12 protein-coding genes and 1 pseudogene are annotated in these 13,397 nt (G+C 62.5%); 5 read left to right on the forward strand and 8 right to left on the reverse strand.

The genetic code is table 11. The features are described 5' to 3' along the window. Positions 1-66: 66 nt before the first annotated feature. A complete protein-coding gene (locus tag QFZ94_RS26975) occupies positions 67-1,461 on the reverse strand; it encodes a phosphomannomutase/phosphoglucomutase (protein ID WP_410849646.1) in 1,395 nt (464 codons plus the stop codon). Between the two features lie 328 nt (positions 1,462-1,789). Here QFZ94_RS26975 and QFZ94_RS26980 point away from each other — a divergent pair, with 328 nt between their 5' ends. The 4 genes from QFZ94_RS26980 to galE all read left to right on the forward strand — a co-directional run bounded on the left by QFZ94_RS26980 (position 1,790) and on the right by galE (position 6,183). Continuing rightward, the gene (locus QFZ94_RS26980; protein ID WP_429460692.1) at positions 1,790-3,052 is read left to right on the forward strand and encodes an oligosaccharide flippase family protein; all 1,263 of its coding nucleotides are present in this window, start codon (positions 1,790-1,792) and stop codon (positions 3,050-3,052) included. Beyond that, positions 3,049-3,879 (forward strand): glycosyltransferase, encoded by an 831-nt coding sequence (locus QFZ94_RS26985; protein ID WP_429460694.1) that lies wholly within the window; start codon positions 3,049-3,051, stop codon positions 3,877-3,879. Before QFZ94_RS26980 ends, QFZ94_RS26985 begins: the two co-directional genes overlap by 4 nt. A gap of 119 nt (positions 3,880-3,998) precedes the next feature. Beyond that, positions 3,999-5,147: a glycosyltransferase family 4 protein gene (locus tag QFZ94_RS26990; protein ID WP_410849643.1), complete on the forward strand. Its 1,149-nt coding sequence runs from the start codon at positions 3,999-4,001 to the stop codon at positions 5,145-5,147. Positions 5,148-5,160: 13 nt separating this feature from the next. Next, the gene (gene galE, locus QFZ94_RS26995; protein ID WP_368585897.1) at positions 5,161-6,183 is read left to right on the forward strand and encodes a UDP-glucose 4-epimerase GalE; all 1,023 of its coding nucleotides are present in this window, start codon (positions 5,161-5,163) and stop codon (positions 6,181-6,183) included. 12 nt (positions 6,184-6,195) lie between these two features. Here the strand turns inward: galE and QFZ94_RS27000 are convergent, their stop codons facing one another. Together QFZ94_RS27000 and QFZ94_RS27005 are read right to left on the reverse strand one after the other, a co-directional pair. Further along, the gene (locus tag QFZ94_RS27000; RefSeq protein WP_429460697.1) at positions 6,196-7,155 is read right to left on the reverse strand and encodes a hypothetical protein; all 960 of its coding nucleotides are present in this window, start codon (positions 7,153-7,155) and stop codon (positions 6,196-6,198) included. Positions 7,156-7,460: 305 nt separating this feature from the next. Continuing rightward, complete coding sequence (locus QFZ94_RS27005; protein WP_429460699.1) at positions 7,461-9,026, reverse strand: methyl-accepting chemotaxis protein; 1,566 nt, start codon at positions 9,024-9,026, stop codon at positions 7,461-7,463. A gap of 249 nt (positions 9,027-9,275) precedes the next feature. On the opposite strand from QFZ94_RS27005, the gene QFZ94_RS27010 reads away from it, so the two are divergent. Continuing rightward, positions 9,276-10,376, forward strand: a complete 1,101-nt coding sequence (locus tag QFZ94_RS27010; RefSeq protein ID WP_429460701.1) for an MraY family glycosyltransferase — start codon at positions 9,276-9,278, stop codon at positions 10,374-10,376. Between the two features lie 216 nt (positions 10,377-10,592). Here the strand turns inward: QFZ94_RS27010 and QFZ94_RS27015 are convergent, their stop codons facing one another. The 5 genes and pseudogenes from QFZ94_RS27015 to QFZ94_RS27035 form a co-directional block, all read right to left on the reverse strand. Then, the gene (locus tag QFZ94_RS27015) at positions 10,593-10,847 is read right to left on the reverse strand and encodes a hypothetical protein (protein WP_368585893.1); all 255 of its coding nucleotides are present in this window, start codon (positions 10,845-10,847) and stop codon (positions 10,593-10,595) included. Further along, positions 10,828-11,322, reverse strand: coding sequence for a DUF2778 domain-containing protein (locus QFZ94_RS27020; RefSeq protein WP_368585892.1), 495 nt, complete (start codon positions 11,320-11,322; stop codon positions 10,828-10,830). Before QFZ94_RS27020 ends, QFZ94_RS27015 begins: the two co-directional genes overlap by 20 nt. Positions 11,323-11,385: 63 nt before the next feature. Continuing rightward, positions 11,386-11,643, reverse strand: coding sequence for a hypothetical protein (locus tag QFZ94_RS27025; protein WP_429460704.1), 258 nt, complete (start codon positions 11,641-11,643; stop codon positions 11,386-11,388). After that, on the reverse strand, positions 11,624-12,142 hold the full coding sequence (locus QFZ94_RS27030) for a DUF2778 domain-containing protein (protein WP_429460706.1): 519 nt from the start codon (positions 12,140-12,142) through the stop codon (positions 11,624-11,626). The genes QFZ94_RS27025 and QFZ94_RS27030 overlap by 20 nt, the downstream gene beginning before the upstream one ends. Positions 12,143-12,557: 415 nt before the next feature. Further along, positions 12,558-13,217 (reverse strand): annotated as a pseudogene (locus QFZ94_RS27035) (group II intron maturase-specific domain-containing protein); the annotation flags it as partial. Between the last annotated feature and the right edge of the window lie 180 nt (positions 13,218-13,397).

Genomic DNA, 13,397 nt, shown 5'->3' on the forward strand with positions numbered 1-13,397 from the left:
GCGTTGGGTAGCGGCGACGCTTCGACCCGTGTTGACGAAGTTCGAAGCGCGCCGCCGCATCAGCCGTCAGAACGGCAGTTTCGCATCGGCCTTCTCCGCGAGAATCACGCGGCGGAAGTCGTCCTGGATGCGCTTGAGCGCCGTGTCGTTGTCGGCTTCGAAACGCATCACGACGACCGGCGTCGTGTTCGACGAACGCGCGAGGCCGAAGCCGTCCGGATACTCGACGCGCAGACCGTCGATCTTCACGACGTTGTCCGCGCCGGTGAACTTCGCGTTCTGCTGCAAGCGCGCGATCAGCTCGAAGTTCTCGCCTTCCTCGAGCTTCAGTTGCAGCTCGGGCGTGGAGTGCGAGTTCGGCAGCGAGTTCAGCAGCTTGCTCGGGTCGGCGACGCGCGTGAGGATCTCGAGCAGACGCGCACCGGTGTACAGGCCGTCGTCGAAACCGTACCAGCGGTCCTTGAAGAACACGTGGCCGCTCATTTCACCCGCCAGCGGCGCGCCGGTTTCCCGCAGCTTCGCCTTCACGAGCGAGTGGCCGGTCTTCCACATCAGCGGCTCGCCGCCCTTGTCCTTGACCCACTTCGCGAGATTGCGCGTGCACTTCACGTCGTAGATGATCTGCGCGCCCTTGTTGCGCGACAGCACTTCTTCGGCGAACAGCATCAGCTGACGGTCCGGGTAGATGATCTGGCCATCTTTGGTGACGACGCCCAGGCGGTCGCCGTCGCCGTCGAACGCGAAGCCGATTTCCGCATCCGTTTCCTTCAGCGCGCGAATCACGTCTTCGAGGTTCTCCGGGTGCGCCGGGTCCGGGTGGTGATTCGGGAAGTTGCCGTCGACTTCGGTGAACAGTTCGACCAGTTCGCAGCCGAGCTTTTTGAACAGCTTGGGCGCGAGCCCGCCGGCCACGCCGTTGCCGGTATCGACGACGATCTTGATCGGACGCGCGAGCTTCACGTCGCTCGCAATGCGTTCGAGATACGCGTCGGCGATGTCGTATTCGGTGTAGCTGCCGTTACCGTCGGCGAAGTTCTCGTCGACGATGCGCTGATGCAGCGCGAGGATCTGCTCGCCGTAAATGGCGGCGCCGCGCAGCACCATCTTGAAGCCGTTGTAGTCCGGCGGATTGTGGCTGCCCGTCACGACGATGCACGAGTCGACGCGGCGCTCGCCGCCCGCGAGCTTCAACGGTACGCTCGCCGCGAAGTAGCCGACCGGCGTGGGCACCATACCCACGTTCACGACGTCGACGCCGGCCGCACGCAGGCCGTCGGACAGCGCGCCGATCAGTTCGGGGCCCGACAGGCGCCCGTCGCGCGCGACCACGACCGCGTCGCCGCCCTGCGCGCGCACTTCGCTGCCGAACGCGCGGCCGATGGAACGCGCGGCGTCGGCGTCGAGCGTCTTGCCAATGACGCCACGAATGTCATACGCCTTGAAAATCGATTTGGAGATCATGTTGGCTCACTTGCGTGCAATGGAAAATTTTGACCTGCGCATAGACGATAACCGGTAAAAACGCGGAAAAAATCGCATTAAAAACCACGGTAATACGCGCGTTAAAAAACCGCGTTATCACGCCTCGTTGCGCCCTTGCCGGAAGCGGTCCGGTTCCAACTTATAATTGCGTTCTTCTGACCAGCCTGAATAACGCCATTCTAATGCTTAGACGCCCTCCTTTTGTAAAGTTGCCGCGGCTGCCGGCCGGGCGGGCGAACGCGCACAGCGCCGCATGCATGGCCGCAAGAGGTGGCTTGAGCGGCGCGCAGCGGCGAGCGGCCAACGGATGCTGATGCTCAAACGCTTCGCCAATCCCGACGTCACGCGCGCGTTTACGAACATCGTCTGGCTGGGTCTCGAGCGGCTCACGCAGATCGGCGTGGCGATCGTGATCAGCGGCATGCTCGCGCGTTACTTCGGGCCCGATACCTTCGGCAAATGGCAGTACGCGAACACGCTGCTGCTGGTGCTGTCGCCGATCACATGGGTGTGCGGCGCGGAAATCCTCGTGCCGACCATCGTCAACCGGCCGCCCGCACAACTCGGCACCGTACTCGGCAGCGCGTTCGCGTTGCGTTTCTCCGTCTCCACCGTTGCACTGCTGCTCACGTGGCTCGGCATTGCGCTGCATTTCTTCGAGCCGCTCGTCGGTGCGATGCTCGCCGGCCTCGCGCTCACGATGCTGTTTCGCGAGCCGTTCGTCGGCGTAATCAACGCGTGGCTGCAAAGCATGACCTACAGCAAGCCGCAGTTGCTGACCAGCATGAGCACCGCTGTGATCAAGGCCGGTCTCGTCTATCTGCTGGTGCGCGCGACGGCCGCGCCCGCGCGCTTCGGCTGGCTGTGGGCGCTCGAATCGGCGGCGATCGGCGCGGTGCTGTTGCTCTATTTCATGCACCGGCATGGCGGCAAGCTGGGCTGGCATGTCGAACGTTCGCTCTTCAAGCACTTCGCGAGCGCGGGCACGGTATTCTGGCTCGGGCTCATCTGTATGTATCTGTTCCTGAAACTGGACCGGCTGATGCTGGAGCGCGCGATTACTTTCGCCGACCTCGGGCGCTACTCGGCCGCCCAGCAGTTGAATGAAAACTGGATCACGCTCGCACTGATGCTCGCGCAAACCATTGCGCCCGCATTCGTCTATCGAGTCCGAGGCATCGCGCAACTGCGCCGCAACCTTTGGCGGCTCACCGCACTGACCGCCGTGCTGATGGTGTGCGGCGCATTCGTGCTCGATCTGCTCGCGGGCTTCATCATCCGCCGTGTGTTCGGGCCGGACTTCGAAGGCGCGATCGAGATCTTCCGCTGGGCCGTGTGGCTGTCGGTGCCCGCCGGTATCGAGGCGATCGGCAATCTGGTCGTGCTCAAGTATCAGGCCAAGTTCGTGTTGCTGGCGAAGTGGCTGCTCGCGCTCGCCGTCGCGTTCGCCGTCAATCTGTTGGCGATCCCGCGACTCGGTGCGTATGGCGCGCTGGTCGGCCTCGCGGCCGGCTATCTGGCGGCCGCCTCGGTTAATCTTTATTACATCCGTTTCAAATTGCGCCCATGACGAATTCATCCGCCACCGCGCAAACCACGCTCGACGACGTCGCGGTGCTGATGCCCGCCTACAACGGCCAGGCGGACGTCGATTCTACGCTCGCGTCGTTTGAAGAAAGTGCGCTGGTGCACGTTTTGATCGTCGATGACGGCAGCACGCCGCCGATCGTCGCGCCCGCGCTGCCGAACCTGAAGATCGAAGTGCTGCGCATGGCGCGCAACAGCGGCATCGAGCGCGCGCTGCAAACCGGGATCGATGCGCTCGCACAGCGCGGCTTTCGCTTTGCCGCGCGCATCGACGCGGGGGATCGCGCGGTGCCGCAGCGGCTCGCGAAGCAGCGCGCGTTCATGGGAGCGCATCCGAACGTGGCGGGTCTCGGCATGTGGACCCAGGTCGTCACGCGCGCGGGCGAGCCGCTTTTCATGCTGACGCCGCCGGCCGAGCCGAACGTGATCCGGCGCCAGCGCTTTTTCCGTTCCTGCCTCGCGCATCCGTCGATGATGCTGCGTATCGATGCCGTCCGCACAGTCGGCAACTACCGCGCCGCGTATCCTTCGGCCGAGGACCTCGATCTGTTCTTACGTCTGATGGAACGCTACGATTGCGCGAACCTGCCGGAACTCGGCCTTTTCTATGAGCTGAACGAAGGCGGCATCAGCGCGACGAAGCGGCGCCGGCAGATCGGTTCGACGCTGCGTTTGCAGTTGCGCTACTTCAACGTGGCCAATCCATATGACTGGCTGGGCCTCGCGAAGAACCTGTCGCATCTGCTGCTGCCTTATCGCACGTTGCAGCGGGTCAAGCGCGCGCTGCTCACGCCGCGCGCGAGCCGTTGAGGCGCGCCGCGTGTGAGCGCTGTCGCTGTCGCTTCGTTCGCTGAACTTCGCGCCGCTGCGTGCGGCGCCGTATTCGTATCACTGGTCCACACTTCATTCAACGCCGTGCCTTTTTCCGCATGAAGCCCTCTTTCAAGTCGACGCCCGCGCTGCGCATTACACTCGTCTGCAACACGGCCTGGGCAATCTATACGTATCGGCAAGGGCTGATCCGCACACTGATCGGGCGCGGAGTCGATGTAACGGTGCTTGCGCCGCGCGACCGCACGTTCGAGTTGCTTGCCGCGATGGGCTGCCGTTGCATCGAGTTGCCGATGGCGTCGAAGGGCACGAGTCCGGGCGAAGATCTGCGCACGCTCTTTGCGCTCTATCGGCAGTACAGGAGGATCCGTCCGCACGTCGTGTTTCACTACACGATCAAGCCGAACATCTACGGCTCGATCGCGGCGAAGCTGGCTGGCGTGCAGTCGGTGGCGGTCACCACCGGGCTCGGCTATGTGTTCATCCAGCATAGCCGCGCCGCGCAGATCGCCAAAAGGCTGTATCGTTTCGCGTTCCGCTTTCCGCGTGAAGTATGGTTCCTGAATCGCGACGATCAGGCCGCGTTCATCGACGGCAAGCTGCTCGTGCATCCGGAGCGCGCGCGGCTGTTGCACGGCGAGGGCGTCGATCTCGAGCAGTTCGCGTTCACGCCGCTGCGCGCTCGCGCGGAGTTTCGCTTCGTGCTGATCGGACGGCTGCTGTGGGACAAAGGCGTCGGCGAATACGTCGAGGCCGCGCGGCAATTGCGCGAGCGCTATCCCCATGCGCGCTTCCAGTTGCTCGGGCCGGTCGGCGTCGACAATCCGAGCGCGATCACGGGCGACGAAGTCGCCGCGTGGGAACAGGAAGGCGTGATCGAATATCTGGGCGAAGCGCACGACGTGCGGCCGTTCATCGCCGATGCCGATTGCGTGGTGCTGCCGTCATATCGCGAAGGCGTGCCGCGCACCCTGATGGAGGCGTCGGCGATGGGCCGGCCGATCGTCGCGACCGACGTGCCCGGCTGCCGCGAAGTGGTGGCCGACGGTGTCAACGGTTTGTTGTGTGAAGCGCGCAATGCGCAGAGCCTCGCCGCGAGTCTCGCGCGCATGCTCGATATGAGCGGCGCGCAGCGGCGCGCGATGGCGGAAAGCGGCCGGCAGAAAGTCGCGACCGAATTCGACGAACGCATGGTCGTCGATACGTATAAAGACCTGGTGCAGAAAATCACGGGTGTTTTACTTTAATGGGAGCAACAGCATGACCACGAAGGGCACGATTCTGGTAACCGGCGGCGCGGGTTTCATCGGCTCGCACACCTGCGTCGAACTGCTGAACGGCGGCTACGACGTTGTGGTGATCGACAACCTCGTGAATAGCAAGCGCGAATCGTTGCGGCGCGTCGAGCAGATCACCGGCCGTGCGGTGAGCTTCTATGACAACGACGCACGCGACGCAGCCGCGCTGCAGCGCATTTTCGACGCGCATCCGATCACCGGCGCGATCCATTTCGCGGCGCTAAAAGCGGTCGGCGAATCGGTCGCGAAGCCGATCGAGTACTACGCGAACAACGTGGGCAGCCTGCTGACGCTGCTCGGCGTGATGCGCGATCGCAACGTCAAGCAGTTCGTGTTCAGTTCGTCGGCAACGGTGTATGGCGTGCCTGAAAGCTCGCCGATCGACGAATCGTTCCCGCTGTCGGCGACCAATCCGTATGGTCAATCGAAGCTGATCGCCGAGCAGATCCTGCGCGATCTGGAAGTGTCGGACCCGTCGTGGCGCATTGCGACGCTGCGCTACTTCAATCCGGTCGGCGCGCATGAGAGCGGCCTGATCGGCGAAGATCCGGCCGGCATTCCGAACAACCTGATGCCGTACGTCGCACAGGTCGCGGTCGGTAAGCTCGAAAAGCTGCGCGTGTTCGGCGGCGACTACGAGACGCCCGACGGCACCGGCGTGCGCGATTACATTCATGTGGTCGATCTCGCGCGCGGGCATCTCGCCGCGCTCGATGCGCTCGTCAAGCGCGATGCGAGCTTCGTCGTCAATCTCGGCACGGGCCAGGGCTATAGCGTGCTCGACGTGGTGCGCTCGTTCGAGAAGGCGTCGGGCCGGCCGGTGCCGTACGAGATCGTCGCGCGCCGCCCGGGCGACGTCGCGCAGTGTTTCGCGGACCCGAGCGCGGCCGAGAAGATCATCGGCTGGCGCGCGCAGTTCGGCATCGAGCGCATGTGCGCGGACCACTGGCGCTGGCAGTCGACGAATCCGCAGGGGTTTGCTTAAAGCGCTTCGGCGTCATCGCGTCGGGGGTAAAAAACGGCGGCGGCATTCGCATCGCGCGGATGCCGCCGTTTGCTCGCCTACTGCGCGGATTCGCGCGGATTCGCGCGGATAAAAATACAAACCGGCAACGTTCAACGCACCGGTCATTCCTTCCTTCGGCACCGCCGACACCAGAAAACGCCCGTGGGCGATTCGCATTTCGACAGGCGTGCAGCGCGTCGCCCGGGTGAACACGAGCTGCCAGTTTTGCGCGATGCAAAACGGTACGCTGCCCTGACGCTTCGTATACGCTTCGATGCCCACGAGAATCGGCCACAGCCGTTCCCAATCCGCGGAACCATCGAGGTCGACGACTGCGACGCCGCCCCCCGCATCGAGATTGCGGATAGTCGAGTAAGCAGCGGGAATTCGCGGATCGTCGTACTGGGAAACGTTTTCAGGCGGCTGATGAATCCGGATCGCCGTCAAAGCCGCGACGATCACACAAACGATCACGGCAACGGGCACGGTCGCCGCCGTCACATTGTCGAGGAAACGCTTGACCAGCAACGTCAGCGCCAGAGCAGGAACGACGTAGTAGAAGATCCCAACATAGATCAGCGAAAGATCGTCGACGCCGAAAACGGCATAAAAGACGAAGGCGACTGTCGCACTCGCTAGCGCCAGCGACAATGCACGCTCAGGCGCAACGCGGCTTTCATGGTCGCGCGCAGGGTCGTTCGTCACCAGCACAGCACAAGCCGCCGCGCCCAGAAGAATGCCGAAGAGTCCGTTACTCCAGAAAACGCCGGCGAAGCGCGCGGCGTCCACTAAACGATTGGCTCGGTGGACATGGCTAAAAGCGGCATATTCAGCGAGCGGTCCGGGAAAGTGAAGGATCGTCTGGATCGCGAGAGGAATGAGGAAAAGCACCACGATCGCCAGTGCAACGGCAATCGTTCGAACATTGCCGGCGAGGAAATGCCGGCTCAACACCCAGCTTTTACCGGAACCCGATCGAACGGAAATTCAGGCATTGGCTATCAGCGCGCACGCCAGCATCACGGCCGTCATACCCAGAAAAGATGCATGACCGTTCAGCAGAAATCCAAGGCTCACCGCACGGAGGAGAAGTCCGTCTGCGCGTCCCATGATCTGGCCGGAAAACGGCGACGCAACCGCGTGCGTCAGATCGAAAAATACGATCTCGCCCGCGGCCAGCGCGTAAAGAAGCGCGGGACCAGGATGATTGAACCCCCGCTATGTCATCGACAGCCACGCATTTCTTCGGCTGGACGCTAGGCTGCCGCCCCCGACTCTTCGAGCCGGAACACCGCAATGGCGTCCTTCAGAATGACGGCCTGCTCCTCCAGCGACTTCGCCGCGGCCGCCGCCTGCTCGACGAGCGCCGCGTTGTGCTGGGTGACCTCGTCGATCTGCGACACCGCCTTGTTGACCTGCTCGATGCCGTCGCTCTGTTCGAGCGCCGACGCCTCGATCTCGCTCATCACGCCGGTCACGCGCTCGACGGCCTTCATCGCTTCCTGAATCGTCTTCTGCGCATCCGACACCAGCGACGCGCCCTCCTCGACCTTCGCCGCCGACTCGCCGATCAACTCCTTGATCTCCCTGGCCGCCGCGCCCGAGCGCTGCGCGAGGCTGCGCACTTCCGAGGCCACCACCGCGAAGCCGCGGCCCTGCTCGCCCGCGCGAGCCGCTTCGACGGCCGCGTTCAGCGCGAGTATGTTGGTCTGGAACGCGATCCCCTCGATCATGCCGATGATCTCGGTGACCTTGCGCGACGAATCGCTGATGCCGTCCATCGTCTCCGTCACGCGCGACACCACCTTGCCGCCGCGCGTGACCGTATCGAGCGCGCCGTGCGCGAGGCGGTTCGCCTGCTTCGCGTTATCGGCATTCTGCTTCACGGTCGCCGACAGCTGCTCCATGCTCGCCGCGGTCTCCTGCAGCGCGGCCGCCTGCTGCTCGGTACGCGCCGACAGATCGGCATTGCCCGACGCGATCTCGTTCGCGCCCTGCGTGATCGCGCTCGTGCTGCCGCGCACCTTGCCGACCGTTTCGACGAGGCCGTCGCGCATCCGGGTCAGCGCGCCGAGCAGCTGACCCATCTCGTTGCGCGATTTGACCTTGATCGCGACGCTCAGGTCACCGGCCGCGATGCGCTCGAAGTGCTTGACCGTCGCGTTGACCGGCTTGATCAGCGCCGACGACAGCGCGACGCGCGCGCCCACGGCAATCACGAGCGCGATCACCGCGATCGCGCCGAACAGCACTGTCGCGAGCTGGAAGCGTCGCGCGCCGGTCGCGGCCTGCTGATGCTGATTGTCCATCTGCGCCTGTTCTAGCGCGTCGATCGCTTTCGAGTAAGACGCGTACAGGCCGTTCGCGGTATCCCCCTGGATGGTGCGGAAGGTGTTGAAGTCGAAGTCGGTCAATGCCTTGAATTCCGGTTCGATCGCCTTGTCGACGAGCGCCGCGCGCGCCTCGCCGACGCTGTGCGCGAGCTTGCGCTCGGCGTCGCTCGCGAACGGGCCGGCCATGTAGTTGTGGAAGTCGTTGTTCGATTCGACCAGCACCTTGTGCGCTGCCGGCAGCAGATCGTCGGTCTGCTTGCCGATACTGAACAACGTCTGATAGGTGCCCAGCGCGAGCTGCACCTGCAGGAGCTTCTCGGAACTCGCCTTCAGATGCGACAGCGCGGCCTCGCTGCGCTGCGTGTCGTCGAGGCTGTCGTTGGCGAGCTTCAGCGCGCCGTAACCGACAGCGATTACTGTCAGCAGGAAGGCGACGAATACGCTGATCACGAGCGTCAGTCCGCCGCGAATTGTGATGTTGTTTAGCATTGGGTCTCCGGAACGCCTTTGTTGCGCGCGACTGACACTTCGTCGCATCCAGGTTTACGGTTGCGGCGCGCGTGCGGCGCATAGGGGGAATCCATGAGAAGCCAGCGCTGACGGGCCTCTGCGGGCCGCTTCGATCTCGCTATCTGGGATATTTCTGCTGGCCCGCATGAAAGCTTTGCGTCCCAGCCGCGCGCCGGCCGCCGTACGTTTCGTTTGTATAATTCCGCGTCTTCGCTCAGGCCCATTTTCATGCTTAGTTTTGCGCTCGGCTTTCTCGTCTCTCTGCTGATCACGCTGTTGATCGTGCGCTATGCGCATCTGCATGAAAAATTCTCGACCGATACCGATCTGGCCGGCGTGCAGAAATTCCATGTGCGTCCGGTGCCGCGCATCGGCGGGACCGGGATTCTGCTCGGGCTGCTCGCCTCCGCGGTGCAATTGCATCGCGCGTATCCGGCCGTGTCGGGCAGCATTCTCGGGTTGATCGCGTGCGGCATGCCGGCGTTCGGCTCGGGGCTCCTCGAGGATCTGACCAAACGCGTGTCGCCGCTCGCGCGCCTCGTCTGCACGATGGCGGCCGCCGCGCTCGCCTGGTTCTTTCTCGACATCGCGGTCACGCGCATCAGCGTGCCGCCGCTCGACTTTCTGCTGTCATATGCGGCGATCTCGTTCGTGGTCACGGTGCTCGCGGTCGCGGCGCTCGCCAACGCGATCAATATCATCGATGGCTTCAACGGCCTCGCGTCGATGGTCGCGTTCATGATGTTCGCGTCGCTCGCGTATGTGGCGTTCCAGGTGCACGACCCGGTCGTGCTGTCCGCGTCGTTCATGATGATGGGCGCGGTGCTCGGCTTCTTCATCTGGAACTTCCCGGCCGGGCTGATTTTTCTCGGCGACGGCGGCGCTTACTTCATCGGCTTCATGCTCGCCGAGCTGTCGATTCTGCTCGTGATGCGCAATCGTGACGTATCCGCGTGGTATCCGGTGCTGCTTTTCATGTACCCGATCTTCGAGACCTGCTTCTCGATCTACCGCAAGAAGTTCATTCGCGGCATGTCGCCGGGCATTCCGGACGGCGTGCATCTGCATATGCTGGTCTACAAGCGGCTGATGCGCTGGGCGGTCGGCGCGCGCACCGCGCGCGAGCTGACGCGCCGCAACTCGCTGACGTCGCCGTACCTGTGGCTGCTGTGCCTGATCGCGGTCGTGCCGGCGACGCTGTTCTGGCGGCACACGCTGCATCTGTTCTGCTTCGTTGTCGTATTTGCGGCGACTTATGTGTGGCTTTACGTGAGCATCGTGCGGTTCAAGTCGCCGAGGTGGATGGTGGTGAGGAAGGGGAAGCGGTAGGCAGGAACGACAAAGGCGCCCGGTGGGCGCCTTTTTGTTGGACGAAATAGACGGAGCCGCATCCAAAGCGGCTCATGTGTGTCATGGATATCGGCCGAAAATTCGAAATCCGTTCATTCGGCTCGAGAAATGGCAATAAAACCCGCTCGTCACAGAGATTCCTCGAGATTCATCAATGCACGGGATAAAGAAGAGCCCTGTCGCCGGGGCTTTCGTCTAATTCGTGCGATACCACCGCCATAGCTTCATGATCGCCACATACGCCAACACCGCCGCGATCAGTTCGATAGTCATCCATACCCCGATATACAGGTTTTCGGGGTCGCGGACACCGAGCCTCTCCGAAGCCCCCCACCATACTCGCGCTTCACCTTCTGTCCACGGATCGGATATTCGGACATAACGGAATGAAAGAAGAAACAACCCAATAAACAGCGCGATCTTGAAGAGCCTACGGACAAGTGTTGCCATATGTGATGACCTCAATTGTTCCGTAGGCGCGAAGCCCGGAATTGCCGGCAGGAATCGTCATAGTGTGCAGCAGTGAGTTGCGGATTCTCAGGAAGTCCGTACGGCTCGGCAAGGTAATGCAGCCAAGCGAAATACCCCGACCACCTGCCGGATGCAACCGGAACTGGCCACGCTTGACGCCGTTGACCCATGTCCAGTCATCAATCACACCATCGTCACGATATAACGCGAACCATTCACTGTGATCGGTTGGACTCCCATCATAGGCACTAAACGCATCTTTCATCCACGCTAATGCCCTGGAGCCTACACCGCCAGCGGGACGCGCGACGATCCAGTATTTACCGGCGGGGATCGGCCCCTTGTCAGGTACAGCCGTGCAGCCGCCCCGATTGCCGTATTGCCGGTCGCCCGAATAAGCGTCGAAGGTGCCGATGCCGGAAATGATGAGCGGTGATAGGGGCTCGTGCTTCACGAGAGATTTGCCGGTGTCGTAAACTCTCCTGAGCAAAAAAATCCCCGTCGCCCGGGCTTTCGTCTACTTGGTGCGATACCACCGCCATAGCTTCATGATCGCCACATACGCCAGCGCCGCCGCAATCAGTTCAATCGATACCCACACCACGAAATACAAATCTTCAGGATCGCGCACGCCAAGCCAGCGCGAAGCAACAAACCATGCCCGCGACTCGCTTTCTGTCCACTCATAGGGGTATGGACGGACATAGAGCAGGGAGAGATAGAACAGGCAGATGAACAGTGCGACCTTGAACACCCTACGGGCAAGTGTTGCCATATGTGATGACCTCAATTGTTCCGTAGGCGCGAAGCCCCGAAGTGCGTGCGGGAATTTTCGCGGTGTGCAGCAGCGCGTTGCGGATTCTCATGAAATCGCTCTGGCTCGGCAGCGTGATGCAGCCTAGAGAAATCCCGCGTCCGCCTGCCGGATGCAAACGGAACTGCCCGCGTTTGACGCCATTAATCCACGTCACATCATCAATCGTCCCATCATCACGATACAGCGCGAACCATTCACCGTGATTCGATGGGTGACGCATTGCTGTATTCCACTCATCTTTTGCCCATGCAAACACCTGAGACCGGATGCCGCCCGTAGGGCGGTCGACGATCCAGTATCTACCGGCAGGGAGTGGCCCATCATTAGGCACCATCGTGCAGCCGCCCCGATTACGATATTGATTGTTGCCTGAATAAGCGTCGAAGGTGCCGATGCCAGAAATGGTGAGCGGTGATAGTGGCTCGTTATTTACGAGAAATTTGCCGGCGTAGGCCATGTGTCACGCCCCCTCATTGCGCTGACTGTAGGTCATTGCGTCCTGCATAGGTTCTCCCCGTTGGTGCGCCTAGACCGCAAGCGCGCGTGCCACTGGCGCGCTACTGGTCGATTCCGGATTTGCCGTCTCTTTCGCCTGCACAAAAAAAGCGCGCCTCAAGTGCGCGCAAAACATTTGCATCACGGATAAAAGAGCCAACAGAGCCGCCACCTCAGCGGGCCGACACACCGGGCAGCGACGGTTCAATGCTAGGTGTATGTGCCGGGCGCAGGCTTCAGACGACTCCGAAAAGCCGGGGCTTGTGCGAAGGTTGTCAACTCTGATCGGCAATCGGCATAGGGGGCAGCCATCGGGCTGCGCCCCTGCCACACCACCCGGCATGCGGGTCCGCACCGGGCGGTTCGGGAAGTTGAGGTCATGAGAGACGGGGCAAACCCAGCCGGTCGAACCACGCCACCGTGAACAGTCTGCTTAGCAGCCTGCCGCTGTTGCGCCACCAGCGACGGCCGTTGGCCGCCACCCGTCGCGCCACATCAACGGCGGCGCCCATCGCGCGCAGTTCGCGGTACATCGTCGTACCGCGCTTCCACTGCTTGAGCTGGATTGCGCGCAGTCGGTGACGCAACCACTTGTCCAGCTCACGCCAGACCTTCGGTGTCTGCGCCAGACGGAAGTACGCCTTCCAGCCCAGCAGGTACGCGCGTACCTGTCGCACCACTTCCCGCAGGCTGCGCCCGCATGAACGAGCGGTCAGTTCCCGGATGCGTTGCCGAAACGTCGCCAGCGGTTTGTCCGCCACGCGGCGCTTGACCTCGCGTCCGGGTGCCACCCAGAAGCTGTAGCCCAGGAACTTGCGTCCAAACACGCTGGCCACTGCGCTTTTGGTCTCGTTGACCTTCAAACGCAGTCGCCCGTACAGCCGCCGCAGCAACGCCATCACCCGTTCGCCCGCGCGCCGACTGCGAACGTACACGTTCGCGTCGTCGGCATAGCGCGCGAAGCAGTGACCGCGCCGCTCCAGTTCCTTGTCCACCTCGTCGAGCAACACGTTGGCCAGCAACGGCGATAGAGCCCCGGCAACAACATAGCAAACTCGCGGGTAAGATGGGGCCTTCGCATATCGAGGGAGTGTCTGGCGCCATGGTCCAGAGAATGTCCTGCCAGTAATGCGGTTCTCGTGCTTGAGGCCGTTGCTCCCGCTAACCGGGAGCCCAGTCGATGACACGGGGACGACGCAAACACTGGCGAGTGCGTC

The organism is Paraburkholderia sp. JPY465 (assembly GCF_050436725.1).
GTDB lineage: Bacteria > Pseudomonadota > Gammaproteobacteria > Burkholderiales > Burkholderiaceae > Paraburkholderia > Paraburkholderia youngii.